Annotated in this window: 23 protein-coding genes and 2 pseudogenes; 13 read left to right on the forward strand and 12 right to left on the reverse strand. The window is 64.2% G+C overall.

Annotation, left to right across the window (positions count from 1 at the left end; all coding sequences use genetic code 11):
• Positions 1-4 precede the first annotated feature (4 nt).
• Positions 5-214: pseudogene (locus tag ACR2J1_RS10665) on the forward strand (DUF421 domain-containing protein); the annotation flags it as partial.
• A gap of 104 nt (positions 215-318) precedes the next feature.
• Here the strand turns inward: ACR2J1_RS10665 and ACR2J1_RS10670 are convergent.
• Both ACR2J1_RS10670 and ACR2J1_RS10675 read right to left on the reverse strand, forming a co-directional pair.
• Complete coding sequence (locus ACR2J1_RS10670; RefSeq protein WP_434019329.1) at positions 319-585, reverse strand: hypothetical protein; 267 nt, start codon at positions 583-585, stop codon at positions 319-321.
• A 135-nt stretch (positions 586-720) separates the two neighbouring features.
• Positions 721-2607, reverse strand: coding sequence for an ABC-F family ATP-binding cassette domain-containing protein (locus ACR2J1_RS10675; protein ID WP_434019307.1), 1887 nt, complete (start codon positions 2605-2607; stop codon positions 721-723).
• 422 nt (positions 2608-3029) lie between these two features.
• Here ACR2J1_RS10675 and ACR2J1_RS10680 point away from each other — a divergent pair, with 422 nt between their 5' ends.
• The 5 genes and pseudogenes from ACR2J1_RS10680 to ACR2J1_RS10700 all read left to right on the forward strand — a co-directional run bounded on the left by ACR2J1_RS10680 (position 3030) and on the right by ACR2J1_RS10700 (position 8140).
• Positions 3030-3341, forward strand: a complete 312-nt coding sequence (locus tag ACR2J1_RS10680; RefSeq protein WP_434019308.1) for a hypothetical protein — start codon at positions 3030-3032, stop codon at positions 3339-3341.
• Between the two features lie 141 nt (positions 3342-3482).
• Positions 3483-5219 (forward strand): YbaL family putative K(+) efflux transporter, encoded by a 1737-nt coding sequence (gene ybaL / locus ACR2J1_RS10685; protein WP_434019309.1) that lies wholly within the window; start codon positions 3483-3485, stop codon positions 5217-5219.
• Between the two features lie 12 nt (positions 5220-5231).
• A pseudogene (gene ybaL, locus ACR2J1_RS10690) lies at positions 5232-6924 on the forward strand (YbaL family putative K(+) efflux transporter).
• 167 nt (positions 6925-7091) lie between these two features.
• Positions 7092-7577, forward strand: coding sequence for a DUF4112 domain-containing protein (locus ACR2J1_RS10695; RefSeq protein ID WP_434019310.1), 486 nt, complete (start codon positions 7092-7094; stop codon positions 7575-7577).
• A 215-nt stretch (positions 7578-7792) separates the two neighbouring features.
• Positions 7793-8140, forward strand: a complete 348-nt coding sequence (locus ACR2J1_RS10700; protein ID WP_434019311.1) for a hypothetical protein — start codon at positions 7793-7795, stop codon at positions 8138-8140.
• On the opposite strand, the gene ACR2J1_RS10705 is transcribed toward ACR2J1_RS10700, so the two are convergent.
• Genes ACR2J1_RS10705 through adh form a run of 3 tightly spaced genes read right to left on the reverse strand, consistent with a single transcriptional unit; the run spans position 8100 to position 10756 of the window.
• Complete coding sequence (locus ACR2J1_RS10705; protein ID WP_434019312.1) at positions 8100-8462, reverse strand: DUF779 domain-containing protein; 363 nt, start codon at positions 8460-8462, stop codon at positions 8100-8102. The genes ACR2J1_RS10700 and ACR2J1_RS10705 overlap by 41 nt on opposite strands.
• The gene (locus tag ACR2J1_RS10710; RefSeq protein ID WP_434019313.1) at positions 8455-9207 is read right to left on the reverse strand and encodes a phosphatase PAP2 family protein; all 753 of its coding nucleotides are present in this window, start codon (positions 9205-9207) and stop codon (positions 8455-8457) included. Before ACR2J1_RS10710 ends, ACR2J1_RS10705 begins: the two co-directional genes overlap by 8 nt.
• Positions 9208-9235: 28 nt before the next feature.
• Positions 9236-10756, reverse strand: coding sequence for an aldehyde dehydrogenase (gene adh / locus ACR2J1_RS10715; RefSeq protein WP_434019314.1), 1521 nt, complete (start codon positions 10754-10756; stop codon positions 9236-9238).
• Between the two features lie 217 nt (positions 10757-10973).
• Here adh and ACR2J1_RS10720 point away from each other — a divergent pair, with 217 nt between their 5' ends.
• Positions 10974-11117, forward strand: coding sequence for a hypothetical protein (locus tag ACR2J1_RS10720; RefSeq protein WP_434019315.1), 144 nt, complete (start codon positions 10974-10976; stop codon positions 11115-11117).
• Positions 11118-11236: 119 nt separating this feature from the next.
• On the opposite strand, the gene ACR2J1_RS10725 is transcribed toward ACR2J1_RS10720, so the two are convergent.
• Together ACR2J1_RS10725 and ACR2J1_RS10730 are read right to left on the reverse strand one after the other, a co-directional pair.
• Positions 11237-11602 carry an Ivy family c-type lysozyme inhibitor gene (locus ACR2J1_RS10725; protein ID WP_434019316.1) on the reverse strand — a complete coding sequence of 122 codons (366 nt, stop codon included), beginning with the start codon at positions 11600-11602 and terminating at the stop codon, positions 11237-11239.
• A 120-nt stretch (positions 11603-11722) separates the two neighbouring features.
• Complete coding sequence (locus ACR2J1_RS10730; RefSeq protein WP_434019317.1) at positions 11723-12364, reverse strand: hypothetical protein; 642 nt, start codon at positions 12362-12364, stop codon at positions 11723-11725.
• A gap of 1022 nt (positions 12365-13386) precedes the next feature.
• Between ACR2J1_RS10730 and ACR2J1_RS10735 the strand changes: the two genes are divergently transcribed.
• The 4 genes from ACR2J1_RS10735 (at position 13387) to ACR2J1_RS10750 (ending at position 17143) form a co-directional block, all read left to right on the forward strand.
• Positions 13387-14523 carry an NADH:flavin oxidoreductase/NADH oxidase gene (locus ACR2J1_RS10735; RefSeq protein ID WP_434019318.1) on the forward strand — a complete coding sequence of 379 codons (1137 nt, stop codon included), beginning with the start codon at positions 13387-13389 and terminating at the stop codon, positions 14521-14523.
• Between the two features lie 128 nt (positions 14524-14651).
• Positions 14652-14969 carry a hypothetical protein gene (locus ACR2J1_RS10740; protein ID WP_434019319.1) on the forward strand — a complete coding sequence of 106 codons (318 nt, stop codon included), beginning with the start codon at positions 14652-14654 and terminating at the stop codon, positions 14967-14969.
• 180 nt (positions 14970-15149) lie between these two features.
• Positions 15150-16322: an iron-sulfur cluster carrier protein ApbC gene (apbC, locus tag ACR2J1_RS10745; RefSeq protein WP_434019320.1), complete on the forward strand. Its 1173-nt coding sequence runs from the start codon at positions 15150-15152 to the stop codon at positions 16320-16322.
• A gap of 83 nt (positions 16323-16405) precedes the next feature.
• Positions 16406-17143, forward strand: a complete 738-nt coding sequence (locus ACR2J1_RS10750; RefSeq protein ID WP_434019321.1) for a hypothetical protein — start codon at positions 16406-16408, stop codon at positions 17141-17143.
• Positions 17144-17157: 14 nt separating this feature from the next.
• Here ACR2J1_RS10750 and ACR2J1_RS10755 read toward each other — a convergent pair whose 3' ends face one another.
• The 3 genes from ACR2J1_RS10755 to ACR2J1_RS10765 form a co-directional block, all read right to left on the reverse strand.
• Positions 17158-19044 (reverse strand): putative bifunctional diguanylate cyclase/phosphodiesterase, encoded by a 1887-nt coding sequence (locus ACR2J1_RS10755; protein ID WP_434019322.1) that lies wholly within the window; start codon positions 19042-19044, stop codon positions 17158-17160.
• Positions 19045-19246: 202 nt separating this feature from the next.
• Positions 19247-20251 carry a GTP 3',8-cyclase MoaA gene (moaA, locus tag ACR2J1_RS10760; protein ID WP_434019323.1) on the reverse strand — a complete coding sequence of 335 codons (1005 nt, stop codon included), beginning with the start codon at positions 20249-20251 and terminating at the stop codon, positions 19247-19249.
• Between the two features lies 1 nt (position 20252).
• Positions 20253-20456 (reverse strand): hypothetical protein, encoded by a 204-nt coding sequence (locus ACR2J1_RS10765; protein WP_434019324.1) that lies wholly within the window; start codon positions 20454-20456, stop codon positions 20253-20255.
• Positions 20457-20525: 69 nt separating this feature from the next.
• Between ACR2J1_RS10765 and ACR2J1_RS10770 the strand changes: the two genes are divergently transcribed.
• Both ACR2J1_RS10770 and ACR2J1_RS10775 read left to right on the forward strand, forming a co-directional pair.
• Entirely contained in the window at positions 20526-20720 is a 195-nt protein-coding gene (locus ACR2J1_RS10770; protein WP_434019325.1) for a DUF6494 family protein, read from the forward strand.
• A 2-nt stretch (positions 20721-20722) separates the two neighbouring features.
• Entirely contained in the window at positions 20723-21076 is a 354-nt protein-coding gene (locus ACR2J1_RS10775) for a gamma-butyrobetaine hydroxylase-like domain-containing protein (protein ID WP_434019326.1), read from the forward strand.
• Here ACR2J1_RS10775 and ACR2J1_RS10780 read toward each other — a convergent pair.
• On the reverse strand, positions 21057-21293 hold the full coding sequence (locus ACR2J1_RS10780) for a PQQ-dependent sugar dehydrogenase (RefSeq protein WP_434019327.1): 237 nt from the start codon (positions 21291-21293) through the stop codon (positions 21057-21059). The genes ACR2J1_RS10775 and ACR2J1_RS10780 overlap by 20 nt on opposite strands.
• On the reverse strand, positions 21179-21837 hold a 659-nt coding region (locus ACR2J1_RS10785; protein WP_434019328.1), incomplete at its 5' end, for a PQQ-dependent sugar dehydrogenase. The genes ACR2J1_RS10780 and ACR2J1_RS10785, both read right to left, overlap by 115 nt.

Genomic DNA, 21837 nt, shown 5'->3' on the forward strand with positions numbered 1-21837 from the left:
CCCCATGTTCTATGACGGCTGGCCGGACTTGGTTCGAATTGTACTTGTTGGAAGCCTGTCTTACGTTGGGCTCGTTGCATTTCTTCGGGTTTCGGGGAAGCGAACTCTCTCGAAGATGAATGCCTTCCACCTCGTTGTGACGGTGGCGCTTGGCTCCACATTCGCGACCGTGCTGTTAAGCAAGGATGTGACCTTCGCCGAAGGCCTCTGCGCGGCTTGTCCGGGACCAAATTTTGCACGCGGCACAACTGGCGCCCCTCGAAAGGTTCGACGGCTCAAGCGCCGGGTTCTCGGAAGAATCCCCCCGCAGGCGCCGAGCTACTGGTGCTTCCAGCGCCGCGCGGCCCGTTCGCGTGAGATTTCCCCCGCGTCGATCAGCGCCTCGACACAGCGTTTGGTCAGGCTCTCGCCCGCCCGGTCCATGCATTGCCGAAGGCCGGCATCTTGCGGCGCGAATTCCCCGCAAAATCGCTTGTAATCGTTGCGGCAAGCGTTCTTGAGGGCGGCCGAATACTGCGCCGAAACCAGCGTCGGCGCTGCGAGCGCGCCGATAAGAACAAGAGAAAAAAGAGCCTTGGACTGCATTCTGTACTCCGTTGAGTGGGTCGCCCCTGAGATCGGCCGGTTTTATCCCGCCTCTTGGGGCTGTTCAGCGTTAATTTATCATGCCCCGTTGGGCTCGGCCATAAGCGCCGCATCGCTGGCGATTCTAAGGCAGGCTCAATCTTGAATTTGCCCTGCCGAAGATCCGCCTTCCGCGGCCTCGCTCGCCTTGAGCCAGCGTTGCTCGGCGGCCCCAATGTTGCGCTCGATCTCGCCGCGGGTCTTCATCAAATCGCTCGCGGATGTCCCGTTGGCTTGCGGCGTGGCGAGAAGCGCGTCGATTTCCGCGCGGCGTTTCCAAAGCTGCTTCAACGCAGCCTCGGCCTTGTCCGCCTCTTTGCGCATATCTTTTAGCCGCTCCCGCGCCGCCGCCGCTTCGCGCCGCTCGTCCTTGCGGTTGCCGCGCTTGGCCTGTTTCTCGCCCTTTTTGCCATTGCCGGCATTCGGCCCGAGCACGGTTGCGCGATAATCGTCGAGGCTGCCTTCGAGTTCGCTGGCCGTGCCGCCATCGATCAGAATGATCCGGTCCGCGATCAGCTCCAGCAGATGCCGGTCGTGGCTGACGACGACCACGGCGCCGCCGAATTCATTCAGCGCCTGGATCAGCGCCTCGCGCGCATCGACATCGAGATGGTTGGTTGGCTCGTCGAGAATCAGAATATGCGGCGCCTCGCGCGTGATCAGCGCCAGAGATAGCCGCGCCCGCTCGCCGCCGGACAGCTGGCGCACTTGCACATGCGCTTTTTCCCCGGAGAAGCCGAAGCGGCCGAGTTGCGCGCGCACCTCGCCCTGTTTCGCCGCGCCGAGCAGCTGCTCCATATGCTGAAGCGGCGTCTCGTCGGGCCTCAGCTCCTCGATCTGGTGTTGCGCGAAATACCCGACGCGCAGTTTCCCGCCGGCCGCGACCGCGCCGCCCATCGGCTTCAACTGACCGGCAAGGAGCCGCGCCAGCGTGGTCTTGCCGTTGCCGTTGCGGCCCACAAGCGCGATGCGATCGTCGGGATCGATGCGCAGATTGAGGCCGGATAGGACCGGCACGTCGGCGACATAGCCCACCGCGGCGTCGTCGAGCACGACGAGCGGCGGCTTCAGCTCCTTCGGGCTCGGGAAGTCGAAGACGAGCGAAGGGTCCTCGACCATCGCGGCGACCGGCTCCATCTTCGCGAGCGCCTTCAGCCGGCTCTGCGCTTGCCGCGCCGTATGCGCCTTGTAGCGCCAACGGTCGACATAATCCTGGAGCCGCTTGCGTTTCAGCTCCTGCTGCGCGCGCATGGCTTCGACCTGGCCTTGGCGCTCCCGCCTTTGCCGTTCGAATGCATCGTAATTGCCGGCATAGAGCGCGACCTTGCCGCGCTCCAGATGCAGCACGTGGTCGATCACGTTGTTCAGCAAGTCACGCTCATGGCTGACCACGATGAGGGTGCTGCGATAGGTCTTGAGGAAGGATTCGAGCCACATCGTGGCTTCAAGGTCGAGATGGTTCGACGGCTCGTCGAGCAAGAGAAGATCAGGCTCCGAGAACAGGAGCGCCGCGAGCGCGACGCGCATGCGCCAGCCGCCGGAAAAAGACTCGAGCGGCAGATGTTGCGTCTCCTCGTCGAAGCCGAGTCCGGCAAGGATCCGGGAGGCCCGCGCCGGCGCGCTATGGGCGTCGATGGCGTTCAGCCGCTCGTGGATCTCGCCGATGCGATGCATGTCGGTGGCATGATCCGCCTCTGCAATGAGGGCGGCGCGTTCGGTCGCGGCTTCCAGGACGGTCTCAAAGGGTGTCGCCGCGCCGCCCGGCGCTTCCTGGGCGACATAGCCGATCCGCGTGCCGGAGGGTCGCTCGATCGTGCCCTCGTCGGCTTCGCACGCCCCGATCAGGACCTTGAGCAAAGTCGATTTTCCCGCGCCGTTGCGGCCGACCAGTCCGACACGGCTTTTCGGCGGCAGGGCCGTGGAAGCACGATCGAGAACGAGATGGCCGCCGAGGCGCACCGTGATGTTTTCAAGGGTGAGCATGGGCGTCGCCTCTAACACACTGAGCCTTGCCGCGTCACCTGCAAGGGCGGGGTAAGACGTTCCGAGGCTGGGGAGGGGATGCGGACGCCGGGCGATTGCACCGCCGGCGAACCTAAAGACTTCTTCAAAGACCGCACCCTTCCTGCTGCCGAAGAAGAGTCCTGGAGGCTGTTGGAACCGAAATCGGTCTCCCGGTTTTAACAGGGCTGACAGGCTCGCTCCTCCTCCCCGGGCCTGGTTTGTTCTTAATTTGACCTGAATGCTCTCCTTTGCTGCGGCCAGTTTCCCGGCCGCTTTTTTTGTGAGGGGCCGCCGGGGACGGCGGACGAGGCGGCTTCACTCAACTGTGAGGTGACCCGCTTCTCGGCACAAGACGCGGGCCGCGCGCCGCATGTAAACTGCCTCAGGTGATGAGGTTATCCATGGCGCCGTCAGCCTTGCTTTTCGTGGTGTGTCAGGCCCTCGCCAATCAGGGCCCATTGGATGTGAACGGCTTCCCCGCCGGCGGCGTTAAGCTCGACGACGCCACCTGCCGCAACGAGATCGTGCAAATGCTTGACCGCAACGCGGTGGGGAGCGTCGCGCCGGAGCCCGACTTTGCCGATCCCTATGTCTGCAACCGCATGGCGATGGTGGAGACCGGCCACTGGGAACAGACCCATCCCGGCTGGTATGTGAAGCAGGTTAAATGTCCGCGCCCCGACGGGACGTTTCCGGGCGATCTCGACGTCTGACCGTCTGGCCGCAGCTCCTGAGCGGCGATGGCGCGGAACAAGCCCCTCGGACCGCATCAAAACGATTGTCCGTGAAGCCGTTCGTTGTCACCCTAGTGGCGAACGCAGGCCGCAACCCTGAAACCCCGCCGAAAGACGCCGATGCAGCACTCGATGCCGATTGTCTCGACCATCGTTTTGGGCCTCGTGCTTGCCTTTGCCCTCGGCGTTCTCGTGCACCGCTTCAAGCTCCCGCCTCTAGTCGGCTATCTGCTCGCGGGCATCGCCATCGGCCCGTTCACTCCGGGTTTCGTCGCCGATCAGAACATCGCCAATCAGCTCGCGGAAATCGGTGTCATTCTCCTCATGTTCGGCGTCGGGCTGCATTTCTCCTTGGCGGACCTGTTGTCGGTGCGCGCCATCGCCATTTCGGGGGCGCTCGCACAGTTGCTGGTCGCGCTGCCTTTGGGCATGGCCATCGGCTGGTCCCTCGGCTGGCCGCTTGGCGCCGGCATCATCTTCGGCATCTCGCTCTCGGTTGCGAGCACGGTCGTCACCTTGCGTCTCTTGCAGGAACGCCGCCTGGTGGAGACCGAACGCGGGCACATCGCCGTGGGCTGGCTGATCGTCCAGGACATCGTGATGGTGTTCATCCTCGTGATGCTGCCGAGCCTGGCCGGGCTCTTCAGCGCCGAGGCCACCTACGATCCCGAAGCGCTCATGCGCGCGTTCGCCATCACCGTCGGCAAGATCGGCGTCTTCATCGCCTTCATGCTGCTGGTCGGCACCAAGATCGTGCCCGCGATCCTGCACTACGTCGCCCATACCGGCAGCCGTGAGCTCTTCCGCCTCGCCGTGCTGTCAATCGCGCTCGGTATGGCGTTCGCCTCGGCCGAGCTGTTCGGCGTGTCGATCGCGCTCGGCGCCTTCTTCGCTGGCATGATCTTGAGCGAATCGCGGCTTAGTCAGCAGGCCGCGACGGAATCGCTTCCCTTCCGCGACGCCTTTGCCGTGCTGTTCTTCGTATCGGTCGGCATGTTGTTCAACCCTGAGATCGTTGTTGAAGCGCCGGCCGCCCTGGCCGCCACGGTGCTCGTCATCATGGTGGCGAAGTCGATCGCAGCCTTCGGCGTGTTGCGCCTGTTCCGCCACGGGCTGACACCGTCACTGACCATCACCGCACTGCTCGCTCAGATCGGCGAATTTTCATTCATTCTCGCCGGCCGTGGCGTCGATCTCGACATTCTTCCGCCGGAAGGCCGCGATCTCATCCTCGCCGGCGCCATCATCTCCATTCTCTTGAACCCGCTCCTTTTCGCCGGCGTCGAATATCTCATCCAGCGCCATGAGCGCACTACGCGCGGCGAGGCGGAGGCCGCAGTCGAAGAAGAGGAGCCGACGCGCGAGCCGATCCGCCCCACGACCCTCACCGGCCATGTGGTACTTGTCGGCCACGGCCGCGTCGGCAGCTTCATCAGCGATGCCTTGAGCGGCGGCAAGGTTCCGCTCTTCGTCATCGAGGACGACGACGATGCCGTCGCGGAACTCAAGGCGCAGGGCATCGAGGCGCTGAGCGGCAACGCCGCCGACCCCGAAATCATCCCCGCCGCCAATCTCGGCGCCGCGCGCTGCCTCCTCGTCGCCATTCCGAACGCCTTCGAGGGCGGCCAGGTCGTGCAGCAGGGCCGCGCCATCAATCCCTCGCTGCCCATCATCGCGCGCGCCCACTCCGAGGCCGAGATCGAGCATCTGAAGCGCCTCGGCGCCACCACGGTCGTCATGGGCGAGCACGAGATCGCCAAGGCCATGATGGGAGACATCCGCGAGCCCGCCGCCTCGCCGGCTCCCGCGAGTCGAAAGCCGAGGGCGCCCGTGCCTGAACCGACCACGATCGGTTAGGGGCACTCGACAATGCCGCACGACACGCCCCTGATCTCAACCATCGTCATCGCGCTGACGCTCGCGCTCGTTTTCGGTGCGCTCGCGCAGCGGGTGAAGATCCCGCCGCTCGTCGGCTACCTTCTGGCCGGCATCCTGATCGGCCCTGCCACGCCGGGCTTTGTTGCAGACCAGACTCTCGCCAACCAACTGGCGGAGATCGGCGTCATCCTCCTGATGTTCGGCGTCGGCCTGCATTTCTCGCTCGAGGATCTTCTCTCCGTGCGCGCCATCGCCATCCCGGGCGCCATCGTGCAGATCGTCTGCGCCACGTTACTCGGCATGGGGCTCGCGACATGGCTCGGCTGGTCGATCGGCGCAGGGCTCGTGTTCGGCCTCGCGCTCTCGGTCGCGAGCACCGTGGTTCTGTTGCGCGCGCTTCAGGAACGGCGGCTGATCGAAACCGAGCGCGGGCGCATCGCCGTCGGCTGGCTGATCGTCGAGGACATGGTGATGGTTCTCACCCTGGTTCTCTTGCCGGTCTTCGCCGGCATGCTCGGGGGCAAGGGCGCCGGCGCGACGAGCCTGTCGGCTGTGGCCGTCACGACCGGGATCACCATCGCCAAGATCGCCGCCTTCGTGGCGATCATGCTCATTGTCGGCAAGCGGGTCATTCCCTGGGTCCTGCATTACATGGCCCATACCGGCAGCCGCGAGCTGTTCCGTCTCACGGTCTTGGTGATCGCCCTGGGCGCGGCCTTCGCAGCGGCGGAGCTGTTCGGCGTCTCCTTCGCGTTGGGCGCCTTCTTCGCCGGCATGATCTTGAGCGAGTCCGAGCTCAGCCAGCGCGCGGCGCAGGAGACCCTGCCGTTGCGCGACGCCTTCGCCGTGCTGTTCTTCGTCTCCGTCGGCATGCTGTTCGACCCGGCCATCCTGGTCGCCGAGCCAGTGCCGGTGCTTGCGACGCTGCTGCATCGTGCTCGGCAAGTCGCTCGCGGCGCTCGCCATCATTCGGCTCTTCGGCTATCCGAGCTCGACGGCGCTCATGGTTTCGGCGAGCCTCGCGCAGATCGGCGAATTCTCCTTCATCCTCGCCAATCTCGGCGTATCGCTCGAGCTGCTCCCCGAGCAGGGGCGCAGCCTGATCCTCGCTGGCGCCATTCTCTCCATCCTCGTCAACCCGCTTTTCTTCGCTGCGCTGGATTGGCTGCTGCGGCGGCGGGAGAGGGCGGCGGCAGTGGACCGCGCGCTTGAAGAGGCGGAAGCGGAAGCTGCGCGCGAGCCCGTGCGCGCCACCAAGCTCAAGGGCCATGTCGTGCTGGTCGGCCATGGCCGCGTCGGCGGTTTTATCAGCCTCGTGCTCGGCGAACGCGGCACGCCCCTCTTCATCATCGAGGACGACGAGGATCTGGTCGCGGCGCTCCGGGCGCGCGGCATTGAGACCCTTCAGGGCAACGCCGCCGACCCCGAGCTGATCCAGGCCGCGAATCTGAAAGACGCGCGCTGCCTGCTCGTCGCCGTCGCGGATGCGTTCGAAGGTGGTCAGGTGGTGCTGCAGGCGAGGCGTATCAATCCTCACCTCGTCATCATCGCCCGCGCCCACTCCGCGGCCGAGGCCGAGCATCTGAGGAAGCACGGTGCGGGCCTCGTGGTCATGGGCGAGGACGAGATCGCCAAGGCCATGATCGACCATCTCCCGGACGCCCCGGAAGACGTGCGCACCTGACAGTGAGCTGCGTTCCTGCGTGGCGAGCGCTTTCGCCGCCGCACGTATTCTCGCAGCCGGAACTTGTTCTCGCCCGCATCCCTACCATATTCAAGGCCGCTACGGAACCGTCAGCGGTCCAACGTTGTTTTATCTTCCAAACGCCAACCGACGGCGGGGATATTAGCATGAATAGCAGCAGTCAGACCTATCGAGGCCCGCGCATGGGCTTTGGGGCCAACAAGGCGGCCACCGATTTCCTGCGCGACATGACCGCGGACATGACGCATCAGCAACGTCTGGCCCAAGTGCGCTGGATCGCGGGCATGATGGACAATCAGTTTCGCGTGCCCGGCACCAATCTCCGCTTTGGCTGGGATTCGATCCTGGGGCTTTTCCCCGGCATAGGCGATGTTCTCACCAGCGCCGTCTCGCTCCTAATCGTGCATCACGCCTATCAGACCAAGGCCTCGCCGCTCACCATGGGGCGCATGCTGGGCAATGTCGGCGTCGACTTTGTCGTCGGCGCGATCCCTCTCGTCGGCGATCTTTTCGACTTCGCCTTCAAGGCGAATCTGAAAAATGCGCGGCTGCTGGAGCGGCATCTGACGCGGCAAGCCGAGAAGGCGAGCGCCTCACGCCCGCGTCTCGCGCGGACAGGCACGCGGCAGTAGCCGCACCCGGAGAACCAAGAGCACCAGTCCGAGGAGGAAGCCATGCTGCAAGATTGCCCAGCCGCTTCTGTCGCTTTCCTTGCTTGCACTGGCGATGTCGCCGGGCTTAGCCGCCGCCGCAGCAGGCCGAGGAGAGCAAGTCCGAGAGCATCGGCCCCTGGGAGATCGAAGCGACCTATAAGTCCGAAAAGTTCGACCGCTACGGTCTTGCCCTGATGCTCGAATCGCCGAATTGGCGCCTCGACCGCGGCAAGCAAAGTCCTGTGAAGATGACGCTCGGCCCGCAGGCATGGGATACCGAGGTCGCCGCGGAAGCGAACGCGGTCTCCATCGACGTCAACGACAAGAAATGCGCAAGCGGCCTCCGCACAGCGAACACGCTGAACGTGCTCGCGGCCGGCCCACGATCCGTGTGCCCCTCGATAGCAGCAGGGTCGCTCGAGCGCCTGGAGGCTTGCGTGGCGAAGAACAGCCGCGCGATCGAGACCAATCCATTCGTCGAGCCGCCGCGAAAGCTTAAGCCTAGGTCGCCGCCTCCAGCGCATCCACTTCTTCGTCGCTGAACACGCGGCTCCGCGTCAGAAAGCGTACGCCTTCGGGCGCCTCCAGCGAAAAGCCCGAGCCACGTCCCGGCACCACATCGATGATGAGCTGGGTGTGCTTCCAATATGCGAATTGGTCGGCGTCCATATACACTTCGCAGCCTGCGATTTCGCCGAGCCGCACGTCGTTGCCGCCGACCCTGAATTCGCCTTCCGGGTAGCACATTGGCGCCGACCCGTCGCAGCAGCCGCCGGACTGGTGGAACATCAGCGCGCCATGCTGCTTCTTGAGGCGCGAGATCAGGTCCTTGGCGGCGTCGGTCACAAGCACGCGTTCAACCATTGGCTCGATCTCCTGCTTTGACGGCATCCGCCTTCGCCGGCTCGATATCGCCGCGCTGTTGCAGCCAGCGTGCGATCGTCCAGCACAGCGCCGCCCATGCGGCGCCGATGCACCATCCCGCGAGCACGTCGGTCGGGTAATGCACCCCAAGATAGATCCTGCTCAGGCCGATGGCGATGGTGATCGCCACCGCGATCCCGATGAAGAAGACTCTGATCCGTTGCGATTCATGCGTGCTGGCGAGCAACGCGCCGAGCGTCAGGAACGTCACCGCCGACAGCGTGGCGTGGCCGCTCGGGAAGCTCGAGCTGAACACGCGCGCCGCATGCGACATGAGTTCCGGCCGCGGCCGCGCGAACGCGAATTTCAGCGCATTGCTCAAGAGCACGCCACCGATGACCGAAGCCGAGACCCAAAGCGCCGTGGCCCGCTCCCGCGACATTAGGAGGTAGGCAATGACGCTTAGAAACACCAACCCGAGCACGGCGTAGCTGCCAAGCGCGGTGATGTCGCGCGCCGCCTCTTCGAGCCAAGGCGGCCCGATCGGATCGGACGGATCCGCCGGATTGCGCAAGGCGAGCATGACCGTCTGGTCGAACGTCGCGGCGTCGCCTTCCAGAACTTCCTCGGCGATGTGGCCGAATGCGAGCAGCAGCAAACCGGCGAGGAAGAGCCCGGCGAGAATCCAGATCTCGGGCTTGTTGCGCCACACCCACAGCGAAAAACTACCGGCGCGCGCAAACAAGCCAGATCGCGAGGGTTGCGTCACCCGCCTAGAAGAAACCCATCGCTTTCGGGCTATAGCTCACCAGCATATTCTTGGTCTGCTGGTAATGGTCGAGCATCATCTTATGCGTCTCGCGCCCGATGCCCGATTTCTTATAGCCACCGAACGCCGCGTGCGCCGGATAGAGGTGGTAGCAATTGGTCCACACCCGGCCCGCCTGGATGCCGCGCCCGAAATTGTAGGCGCGGTTGATGTCGCGGGTCCACACGCCCGAGCCGAGCCCGTACAGCGTGTCGTTGGCGATCTCCAGCGCCTCCTCGTCGTCCTCGAAGGTCGTGACCGAGAGCACCGGCCCGAAGATCTCCTCTTGGAAGATACGCATCTTGTTGTGGCCTTCGAACACGGTCGGCTTGACGTAATAGCCTTCCGCCAGTTCGCCATCGAGCTTGAGGCGCCCGCCGCCGGCAAGCAGCTTCGCGCCTTCCTTCTCGCCGATGTCGATATAGGAAAGGATCTTCTCGAGCTGATCGTTGGAGGCCTGCGCGCCGATCATGGTGTCGGCTTCGAGCGGGTTGCCCTGCTTGATCTTGTTTACCCGCGCGATCGCCTTGTCCATGAAGCGGTCGTAGATCGATTTCTGCACCAGCGCGCGCGACGGGCAGGTGCAGACCTCGCCCTGGTTCAGCGCGAACATGGCGAAGCCTTCGAGCGCCTTGTCGAAAAAGTCGTCGTCCTCGGCCATCACGTCGGCGAAGAAGATGTTCGGCGACTTACCGCCGAGCTCGAGCGTTACCGGGATCAAATTCTCCGACGCATATTGCATGATGAGGCGGCCGGTCGTCGTCTCGCCGGTGAAGGCGATCTTGGCGATGCGCTTGTTCTGGGCGAGCGGCTTGCCGGCCTCGACGCCGAAGCCGTTCACCACATTAAGCACGCCGGCGGGCAGAAGATCGCCGACCAGGTCCATCAGCACCATGATGCTCATCGGCGTTTGCTCGGCGGGCTTCAGCACCACGCAGTTGCCGGCGGCAAGTGCTGGCGCGAGCTTCCAGCACGCCATGAGGATCGGAAAGTTCCAGGGGATGATCTGGCCCACCACGCCGAGCGGCTCGTGGAAGTGATAGGCGATGGTGTCGTGATCGATCTCCGAGAGCGAGCCCTCCTGCGAGCGCAGGCAGGACGCGAAATAGCGGAAATGATCGATGGCAAGCGGGATGTCGGCGAACCGCGTCTCACGGATCGGCTTGCCGTTGTCGATGGTCTCGACCGAGGCGAGCAGTTCGAGATTCTCCTGCATCCGGTCGGCGATCTTGTTGAGGACCGCGGCGCGCTGTGCCGGCGCCATCCTGCCCCAGGCGTCCTTCGCCTTGTGCGCGGCGTCGAGCGCAAGCTCGATATCGGCGGCTTGCGAGCGCGCTACTTGGCAGACCGGCTTGCCGGTGACGGGGCTGATATTCTCGAAATATCGGCCGTCGGCGGGCGCGACCCAATCGCCGCCGATGAAATTATCGTAGCGCGGGCGCAAGGCGACGCGCGCACCTAGGGTTTCGATGACCTCGTGCAGCATGGTTTCCTCCGTAAGCGACTGACTTTTCTTTGTGTATTTCCCCAATCCTGATCCTCTGCCTTGACCTCCGTCAAGGGGAACCTGCCCGGGCCTGGAACAACAAGGCGTGACTCCGCGTTTCTGGCGAAAGCTTGTACGTGGAGGGCCCTTATATCGTCGACAACGTAAGAAGCGGCGGAAACAACAATCTCACCTCGGCGTCCTGATCGGCGCCGCTTTGGTCGCCTTGGCGGTGCTCGGCTACTTCTATTACGAGCGGCAGCGCGAGGTGGTCACCATCGACGTCCCGGGTTTCTCGGGCAAGATCACCAAGGATCCGCTCAGCGACAAGGACGTCGACGTTAAGATCGACACTGACTGACCTGAAGCTGACGATCGATTCGCCCGCTTGCGCGTGCGCCGCCACGGTAGGTGCCCGGGCGTCCTCCGTGACTTGGCTTTGCCTCGCGCCTCTAGGATAACGGCTGGACCATCTCGCGCCTATTCGACGCCGCTCAGGATCGCTGTTTGCACGCTCTCGTCGGGCGCGCCGAGCCACTTCCGCTGCTTGGCGCCCATGAGCAGCAATCCCCAGGCCCTGGCGCCGTCGGGCGCGAACAGCACGTAGAGCTGATTCTCCCCGCAATCATGCGCCTTGCACACGAAGCCGAGCAGATGCGCCTTGCCGTCGACCTGGATATTGATCGACGGGATCGCCGGGCCGTCCAAGGTCTTGGCATAGGTCTCGACCCAGTCCGGCACCGTCTCGCCGGCGAGCATGCTGGTCCAGGCCGCGCGGTAGCTCGGCTGCTTCATCAGGTCGAAAAGGTAGGGTCCCCCCGTGGTCGGCGGCGAACACTGGCGCACTGCCGAGAAGCAACAGCATAAGGCACAGTCTTTGTGGGAGCATCTTGGTCTCCGTCGGGGGTGAAGCGCTGAGACGCGCATCCCCTAAAATGACGGATCGGGGCGAAACCTGAAAGCTTCTTAGTGCCGGACCAGCGGCCAGCCTTCAAGGCTAGGACGAAGAGACGCAGCGAGCGGCGGCGCCGCATCGGGCTGAAATGCGCCTGAAGGCTTCGCGCAGAGAGGCCCCGACAGGCGCCGTTCCGGAACGAAGGTCGATGCCGTCCAGAGCGCCTTGAAGGCGAGCCGGCCGAGCCGCACCGTTTCCGGCGCGCCCTCGTCGAACAGGGTCATGGCATTGCGCTTGTCGGCATCGCGGCGCATGGCATCGCCCGACCAGCACATGGTCGCGCCGAGCGTCACCTGCTCATGCGCATCCAGCAGGCGCGGATTATGCGCCCAGCGCAGCAAGTCCTTGGCCGGCCGCAACGGGCCGAGATGGGTGAGGCAGGCGAACAGCTGCCGTAGATCGTCCTCGGGATCGAGCTTGGCCAGCACCGCCCTGGCGCTGATGCCGGCGCGAAACAGATCGTCCTTGCAGCGTAAGAGCGCCTGCACGGGGACCGACGCCGCCGAGCGCACGATCATGGTGATAGAAAGCGTATTTGCGCCTTCGCCGCCCTCGAGCGCGCGCGCTGCGAACCGCGACACCATCTGGACATGCCGGTCTAGCTCGGCGTCCTTGGGATCCCTCGTAACATCCGTCCCGAGCACAACGCGCATTCATGCCCCTCGAGTGTGTGAAGTGGCCGCCGGCAAACGCTACGGCGCTTGGCCGTGCCCTTCTATGAATAGCAACAACAGGGTTAAAGAAGACTTGAGGATGGGCGTCGCTGCCGCGCCGCGAACGGGCGCAGGCGGCGCTGGCATGGAGAGGGCTGGCTTGGAGCCGGCCGGCGTGGCGGGGAGGATAGCGACGCGGGAAGTCGCGGGCCAGGAAGGCCGGGGCACGAGGCACTCAAAGAGACGCGGACGCACGCGGAGCATAGGCGGACTCGTGACCCTGCTAAGGTCTTTACGCGCCCCTTATGCCCACCCCGAAACCATGTGAGAGGGTAATTGTGTCGGGCGTGGGACCGGCATCGTCCCTCCTGTTGACGGCGAGTGTTAGCGGTGAACGCCCGCGCTAGGGGAAGGACGGTCCCGAGACGCCCGGCGCCTTTTTTCGTTCCCCCCTTGTGTTTAATGAGGCTGATGAGGAATAGCTCGCGCACAGCCTTGATCGCCTCTTTGATTTTCAGAAATATCCATTCACTGCGCTTGAGATCGCCCCGACGGTGGACGAGGAGCAAGTTGCAGATATCTTCGTTCGCATTAACAGTGAGGGGGTCAACTTAATCAGGCCGACTTCATCCTCACGGTATTGTCTGTTTTTTGGGATGAAGGGCGAGCTGCCCTTGAGCAATTTTGCCGTTCTTCACGAACTCCCGCTTCGGACGAACAGGGCGCTTCGTCATCTCGGACGAAAGCGCGGCCCGGCGTCCGAAAAATCTGCCGCCAAAAAGCATGCGCTTGTGAGGCGTGCGCGTTTTGATCCGCACCCGCTTCGCTGCTGATGCGCATGTGCGCGCCGGACGGCGCCCGCCGCGATCTCATGATTGCCGCGGGCAAAAAAGGGGCACTCCGAGCCTGGGTCGAATGGCCTAAACCGCCGCCCTTCCATCCTGCGGCGCGGGAGCCCAAATAGAGCGCTCGCGTTATCCCCTGAACCCCAAGGGGTCTCCTGCATGAAAGACGTGAGTAAAATGAGGGACGGGTTCAAGGCGCCGGAGCTGCCGGCTTGCCGCAAGCCAAGCGACGACGGCGGCGAAGAGGCGAAGCTTCTCAGTCCCTTCACCTTGCGCGGCGTCACCTTGCGCAATCGCATCGTCATGTCGCCGATGTGCCAATATTCGGCTGAAGACGGCTTCGTGAACGACTGGCATTTCGTCCATCTCGGGTCACGCGCCGCGGGTGGCGTGTCGCTCGTCATGGTCGAGCCGACCGCGGTGACCGCTGAAGGCCGCATCACGCCGGGCGATACCGGGATCTGGTCGGACGCGCATGTCGAGCCGCTCGCGCGCATCGTCCGTTTCATCGAGAGCCATAGCGTCGTGCCGGGCATCCAGCTTGCCCATGCCGGCCGCAAGGCGAGCTGCGAGGTGCCGTGGCGCGGCGGCAAGCGTCTCAGGCTCGACGAGGGCGGCTGGCCGGTCGTGGCGCCGAGCGCGCTTCCGTTCAATCCGGGCGATCCGGAGTCCGTTCCGCTCGACCGGAAAGGCATCGACGAAGTGGTCGCAGCTTTTGAGGCCGCCGCAAGCCGCGCGCTTCAGGCCGGCTTCAAAGTCATCGAGCTTCACGCGGCGCACGGCTATCTGCTGCATGAGTTCCTGTCGCCGCTTTCGAACAAGCGCGACGACGACTATGACGGCAGCCTTGAGAATCGCATGCGGCTTCCGCTGCGCGTCGCCAAATCGCTGCGCGCGATCGTGCCGGACGACCTTCCGCTCTTCATGCGCATCTCGGCGACCGATTGGGTCGAGGGCGGATGGGACATCGAGCAGTCGGTGGAGCTCGCCAAGCGCGCGAAGGCGCTCGGCGTCGATCTGATCGACGTGTCGTCGGGCGCCATGGTGCCGGATGCGAAGATTCCGATCGGCCCCGGCTTCCAGGTGCCGTTCGCAAAGCGCATTCGCGCCGAGGCCGGCGTCGCGACGGGCGCCGTCGGCATGATCACAGACCCGCATCAGGCGGAGAGGATTATCGCGGACGGCGATGCCGATATCGTGCTTCTCGCCCGCGAGCTGTTGCGGGAGCCCTATTGGGCGCTCAAGGCTGAAACCGCGCTCGGCGGGCAAGCCTGCTGGCCGACGCAATATGGCTACGAAGTCGCGCGCGAGTAGGACGACGCGCAACGCAGCTCGTCATGGCCGGGCCTGTCCCGGCCATCCACGTCTTGGAACGATGCGACGCAAATCGTGGATGCCCGGCACAAGGGCATGACAGAAACGGAAGTGAACAGGAGAACCCGATGGCCTTTTATCTCGTCTCCGCCGTCCCGAAGCAGGATCTCATGGAGGAGCTCGGCAGCCGCCTCGCCGAGGATGAGTTCGTCGGCTTGCGGCCCTTCGGCAAGACGGTGTCGCATGCGCTGAAGAATGCTCGCTTGCGCCGCGATGGCGTTGCCGTGTGGGAGGAGGAGGATTATTGCGATCCCCCGCTCGCGCAGGAGCGCGCGGCCGTGCTCGACACCTACTTCGATGACATCAGGGTGGAGGCGGTCAGCGAGGGTGACGTCTGGGCCAAGATCGAGCCCCTCCCCCGCCTGTTCCCCGAGTTCGAGGCATAGAATGGTCCGCCTCATCAGTGTCATGGCCGGGGTTGTCCCGGCCATCCACGTCTTGGAACCCGGCGTGACGAAAATCGTGGATGCCCGGCACAAGGCCGGGCATGACGGTGGTGGGACAGCTTTGCGCTTCGAGGAACCGTGAGAGTTGGTGTTAAGCGATTCCAGGCCTACATACCCGTCATGACAGAGCCCATCACCAAAGACCGAGTGCTCGAAGAGCTGAAGCACGTCAAAGGCCCCGACCTCAAACAGAACATCGTCACGCTCGGCCTCGTCTCCGAGGTCGTCATCAATGCGGGCAAGGTCTATTTCGCGATTAAGATCGATCCCGCGCGCGCCGCCGAGCTTGAAGGTCTGCGCCTCGCGGCGCAGAAAGCCGTCGCGTCGCTGCCTGGCGTCGAGGCCGTCGCCGTGACGCTGACCGCGGATCGCGAGCCGGGCACTGCGCGGGGCGGCAATGGCACGGGCGCGGCGAGCCACGTAGCCCATCACGCACCTTCCATCACCGCTCCCGGCGCTGCGCGCGCTGCGCGGCATCGCCCCGGAGGCGTCCCCGGTGTCGCGAACATCATCGCCGTCGCGTCGGGCAAAGGCGGCGTCGGCAAGTCGACCACCGCCGTCAATCTTGCGCTCGCGCTGAAGGAGCAGGGGCTCAACGTTGGCGTTCTCGATGCCGATATCTATGGCCCGTCGATGCCGCGCCTCCTTGGCCTCAAGGGTCAGCCGCAACAGGTCGAGGGCAACAAGCTCGAGCCGATGCAGGCTTTCGGCGTGAAGGTCATGTCGATGGGCTTCCTCGTCGATGAGGAGACGCCGATGATCTGGCGCGGCCCCATGGTGATGTCGGCGCTGTCGCAGATGCTGAAGGACGTTGCCTGGGGCGAGCTCGATGTGCTGGTTGTCGACATGCCGCCCGGCACCGGCGACGCCCAGCTCACCATGGCGCAGCAGGTGCCGCTCGCGGGTGCAGTCATCGTCTCCACGCCGCAGGATTTGGCGCTGATCGACGCGCGCAAGGGCCTCAACATGTTCCGCAAGGTGAATGTGCCGGTGCTCGGCATCGTCGAGAATATGAGCACCTTCATCTGCCCGCATTGCGGCGAGCGCTCCGACATTTTCGGTCATGGCGGTGCAAAGTCAGAAGCCTCTCGCCTCGGCGTTCCGTTTCTCGGCGAGGTGCCGCTGACGATGGTCGTGCGGGAGACCTCCGATGCCGGGCGCCCCATCGTCGCCACCGATCCGACCTCGCCGCCGGCGGTCGCCTATCGCGAGATCGCGCAGCGGACCTGGGCCGAGCTTGAGCGCATCAAGGGCAGCGCGCACGCGGCCCCAAGAATTGTCATGGAAAACTAGGGCGTTGGCAGAAGGGTGACTCAGTTAAGTCGTGAATCAGGCGTAGCGAGTGCGTCGGCACAACCCTTTTTCATTCGCCGCCCGTGATCAGCAAGCTTCGATTCAATCTTCCCCTCTGCGCACTCGGTGCCGGCGCCATTCACGCGCTGCTCCTTGCTGTCGCGTTGCCCATGATCGTCACGTTGCCGGGTGCGATAGATACGGCTGAGACCGGCGCGGTCGAGTCCGCCGAAGCAACCGACACCCCGGCGCTCGCCATCGACACCGGCCCGCCCATCGTCGATCCGCGTCATATCGACGTCGAGATCGTGCCCGTGCCGGAAACCACCGCAGCCACCGCAGCCACGGATGCGCCGCCGTCTGCCGGCCCGACCGTCGTGCCGGACTTGGCGCAATTCGCCGCCGAGCCTGCACCCATCGCCACGCCGATCCCCGAGGATGCGCTGCAGCAGCAGGGCGCGCTGCCGGAGCCTGCACCAGCGCCTACGCCCGCGCCGGTTTCAGCCACGTCGGGTTCAGCCGCCGAGATGCCGACCGGGTCCATTGATACCGACGCGGCCCCGCCGGCTGCGACCGAGCCGACTGCTGCCCCGGTCCCCGAGATCACGCCTGCCGATGATGATGATGTCGCGGAGCCCCCTGCCAGCGCAGCGCCATCCCCCGCCGAAGACGCTGTCGCCACCGTCGTTCCCGCCGAGCCCGCGCCGCCGCTGCCGCGGCGCAAGCCGAAATTCGCGGCCGTCAAGCCGCCGCCGCCGCCCACCCCTGCCAAGACGGCGACAAAGCCGAAGATCCAGCGCAAAGAGGGCAAGCGCCCCTGAACGTCGGGGTGGATTTAAGCAGCGCTACTGCGCTGCTTGATCGATGTCACCTTGGCCGAGGCGTCGAACGCCGCAGGGTAGCCGTAGAGGAAGCCCTGCACTTGCGGGCAGCCGAACTCACGCAGCATGGCGGCCTGCTCCTCCGTCTCCACACCCTCCGCGGTGATGATCACGTCGACCGAACGGCCAAGCGCGATGATGGTCTTAACGATTGCCTTGGTTGCGGGGTCGCGGGGCATGTTGCGGATAAACTGGCGGTCGATCTTGATCTTGTTGAAGGGGAAGCGCGCGAGATAGCTCAAGCTCGAATAGCCGGTGCCAAAATCGTCCATCGCGATCGCCACTCCAAGTTCGCCCAGCCGGTTCAGCTTGCGCAGCACCTCGTCGGTGTCCTGCATCAAGAGGCTCTCGGTGATCTCGAGTTCAAGGCGGTGCGGCGCCAAGCCGGTTTCTTTCAGGACCTGGGCGACGGTCTCCGCGATATCACCGTCGCGGAACTGCGCGGGTGAGAGATTGACGGCAACCGTGAGGTGTTCGGGCCAATGCACGGCGTCGCTGCAGGCGCGGTGCAGAACCGATTCCCCGAGCGGCACGATCAGACCCGTCTCCTCCGCCACGGAAATGAAATGACCCGGCGCGATCTTGCCGTGCACGGGGTGGTTCCAGCGGATCAGCGCTTCGGCCCCGCACTGCATCTCCGTCGGCAGTTCATATTGCGGCTGATAGACGACGTCGAACTCTTCGCGCGCGAGCGCGAGCCGCAGCTCATGCTCGACCGTGCGCCGCCGTTGCAGCGCTTTGTCCATGCTCTCTTCGAAGAAGCACATGCGCTGGCCGCCGTCGCTCTTGGCGCGAGCAAGTGCGATACCGGTATGACGCAGCACCGTGGCGGCTGTTTCTCCGTCGGCCGGGGCCAGAGCAATACCGACGCTGGTCGTGCACAGCATGTCCTTGCCGGCGACCCGCAGCGGATGCCGCAGCACTTCGACCAAGCGGTTCATAAAGGCCATGACGTCACCGAGATTGGTGACGTTGATGAGCGCAATGGCAAACTCATCCGCGCCGAGACGTGCAATCAGGTCCCCATCGCGCAGCGTCGACTGGATGCGCCCGCCGATCTCTCGCAATACGGCGTCGCCGCCGGAGTGATCCGCCGCGTCGTTGATCTCCTTGAACTTGTCGATGTCCAGGCAAATCACGGCGATTTGGCTGCCGACGCGATGCATTCGCGCCATCCCGCCTGTCAGACCCTCGATAAAGGCGCGGCGGTTGGGCAGTCCGGTCAGAGAGTCATGATTTTCGAGATAACGCACCTGCGCTTCCGCGCGACGCCGCTCCTGACTGCGCATGAAAGCGACGACCGCGGGCGTCGCGATGCCGATGGCCAGCAGCAGCACCGTGATGGCTGCAATCAGCCCGAAATAGTTGAAGAGAACGCGGGCGTTTTCGGTTTGATCGAGATAGACGATCAGAGAACAGCGCGGCTCCCCTCCGAGGGAGATCGGCAGGCTGAGCACAGCCAGCTGCGAAGGACCGGACGCGCCCTTTATCTCCCGCAGACGCACACCTGGGGCCGTTGCCGGCGTCGCAGCCGAGTCATCGCCAAGATCGATCCCCGAGCGGCCGCTCGTGAAGCCGAGATCGCCGCTCGCATCGTAAAGCTCGTAGCGCAACACGCGATGCGCGTAGCCGGCGTGATCGAAGATCTGGCCGAGACGCGGCGCCAAGGCGGGTCGGGCGAAAGCATCGAAGACGTATTCCGGTTCAGCGAGTACCTGGGCACGGATGCGCGTCGCGGCTGTGACGGCTTCGCGCTCCAGCTCCAGCTCCAGCACGCTGATTCTGCCGGGCGCAACAAGGGCGGTCGCGGCAATCAGGACGCTGACCAGCGCTAATGCCACCCACTGCCAATGTTTATTGAGTGCGGCCCACTCGACCATCAGCAACCGCAGACGCTTGTTGTTGCAATTACAACCAAATCTAGGCGTCGAGGGTTAAGATGAACGTAAGCTGATTGCTTAATAAAGCATGCCGCAGAAGGACTTATCGACAGGACTGACCGCGATGGACTCCGCTGCTCGCGTTTGTTAACGCATGTTCCGCTTAGCCGCCGGTAGCAGACATATGCCGAGAAACGGTGGGCTTTTCCCCCCGCTCGATCACGAAATCATGCCCCTTGGGCTTGCGTGCGATGGCCGCGTCGATGGCCGCATGGAGAAGCTCGTCGGCCTCGCTTGCCCGAAGGGGGGCCCGCAGATCGGCGGCATCGTCCTGGCCGAGGCACATAAACAACGTTCCGGTGCAGGTCACCCGCACCCGATTGCAGCTCTCGCAGAAATTATGGGTCAGCGGCGTGATGAAGCCGAGCCGCCCTCCGGTTTCGCGGACATGGACGTAGCGCGCCGGTCCGCCCGATCGGTACGAACTCTCCTCGAAGGTGAAGCGGTCGTTGAGCCGGGCCCGCACCAGCGACAGCGGCAGATACTGGTCAGTGCGGTCAGTACCGATCTCGCCCATCGGCATGGTCTCGATGAGGGTGAGGTCGAAGCCGCGTCCGTGGCTCCATCGGACGAGACCTTCGATCTCGTCCTCGTTCACGTCTCTTAGGGCAACCGCATTGATTTTGACCTTGATGCCGGCACGGTCGGCGGCGTCGATGCCGCGCATGACCTGGGCGAAGTCGCCCCAGCGGGTGATCACCCTGAACTTGGCAGGATCGAGCGTATCCAGCGAAACATTGATGCGCTTCACGCCGCAATCCACGAGCTGCTCCGCGTGCCGCCAGAGCTGGCTGCCGTTGGTCGTGAGCGTGAGCTCCTCGAGCCCCGCGCCCAGATGGCGCGACAGGGACCGGATCAGCCACATGACGTTCTTGCGCACGAGCGGCTCGCCGCCTGTCAACCGCAATTTGCGCATGCCCTTGGCGACGAACGCGCTAGCCAGCCGGTCGATTTCCTCCAGCGTCAGCAAATCCTGTTTGGGAAGGAAAGTCATGTCTTCTGCCATGCAATACAGGCAGCGGAAGTCGCAGCGGTCCGTGACCGAGACGCGCAAATAGGTGATGCGGCGACCGAAGGGATCGATCATCTCCTGTGAGCCCTGCGCCATGCTAGAGGTCCTCGTCTTCAATCAACTCGACTCTGCCCTTGCGGCGATAGGTCTTGGCCGCCTTGACCACGCGCTTGCGGAAGCGGGGCTCCGCAAGCGCGGCCGCCGCCGGGCTGCGGCGCTTGACGGTCTTTTTCGGTGTCGTGCTTCGAGCGCTTTTCTTCTTGGCCACGCCGCGGCCCTTATCATCCGAGGTGACCGCCATAGGCTTTCGTCTCTAATATAGGCTTTCGTGACGTTTCAAAAGATGCGAGGCGGCCAAAGGAGCCTTCAGATGGATGAGCAACGCTTCAATATGTCGATGCGGAAGTTTCTGAAAGAGGTCGGCGTCACCTCGCAGCAGGCCGTCGAGCGCGTGGTCCGCGAAGAGGGCTTGGAAGGCAAGGGCAAGTTGAAGGTGAGGGCGGTCCTGACAGGGGAGGGCACAGGGCTGAACCATGTCGTCGAAGGCGAGATCGACCTCGGCTAGTCATGGCAGACCCTTGGCCCACGGAACTCGGCGTCGACAAAGACCGGCGCACGCTGAAGGCAGGCTTCGACAATGGCAAGACCTTCGAGCTTCCGGCGGAGCTGTTGCGCGTTTTGAGCCCAAGTGCCGAGGTGCAGGGCCATAGCCCAGATCAGCGCGTCACGGTTCCGGGAAAGAAGTCCGTGGCCATCGCGCGGCTCGAACCCGTCGGTAATTACGCCGTGCGCATCGTCTTCGACGACGGCCACGACACCGGCCTCTACACTTGGAGCTATTTGCGCGAGCTTGGCGAGAAGCGCGCCGAGCGCTGGCAAGCCTATCTCGCCGAGCTCGCCGCTAAGGGACTTTCGCGCTGAGATTCTGGTCCATGGGAGCAGGGTCCGAAACCCCGAGATTACGATCGAGCTTGTAAAGCACCCCTTGCCCGCCATCGGTCAGGAAATAGACGACGCCGCTATTTACGCGCATATCCCGGATGCGGCCGAGTTCGTGCTTGAAGTAGTGCTGCTCCTTGACCAGGCAATCCCCGGCGACCGTGAGTTGCAGCAGCCGTTCGCCTGCCAATGAGCCCATCCAGATCTGGTCTCGTCACCGTTGGTCTCCACGGCAAGGCCAGAGGGCGCGATGGAGATCGGCACCCAATAACGGAACGGCTGCTCGGTGCCCGGCTGATGGCTGTTCACTCCGAGTGGCCGTCCTGAATAATCGACGCCGTAGGTGGCGAGAGGCCACCCGTAATTGCCAGCGCGAAAGACATGGTTGAGCTCGTCCCCGCCTTGCGGTCCGTGCTCCGTCGACGAGAGCTGGCCGGTCGTGGGGTCCAGTGAAAGCCCTTGCGGATTGCGGTGCCCGTAGCTCCAAATCTCCGGCCGGACCCCTTCGCGGACTCTGAAAGGATTGTCGTCGGGCACGCTGCCGTCCGTGCGGATGCGGATGACCGCGCCTGAAGAATCCGAAAGATCTTGGGCATGATCGGCCTCCCACCGATCGCCGCTGGAGAGAAACAGGTAGCCGTCGGCGCTGAGTGCGAGTCGGGCCCCCAGCATCTCCGGTTTCGCCGCGCGCGTGCCTTCGAAGATGACCTCCTGCTCTGTCAGCCTATTGCGGCTCACGTCCA

This window comes from Methyloceanibacter sp., from assembly GCF_050999895.1.
GTDB lineage: Bacteria > Pseudomonadota > Alphaproteobacteria > Rhizobiales > Methyloligellaceae > Methyloceanibacter.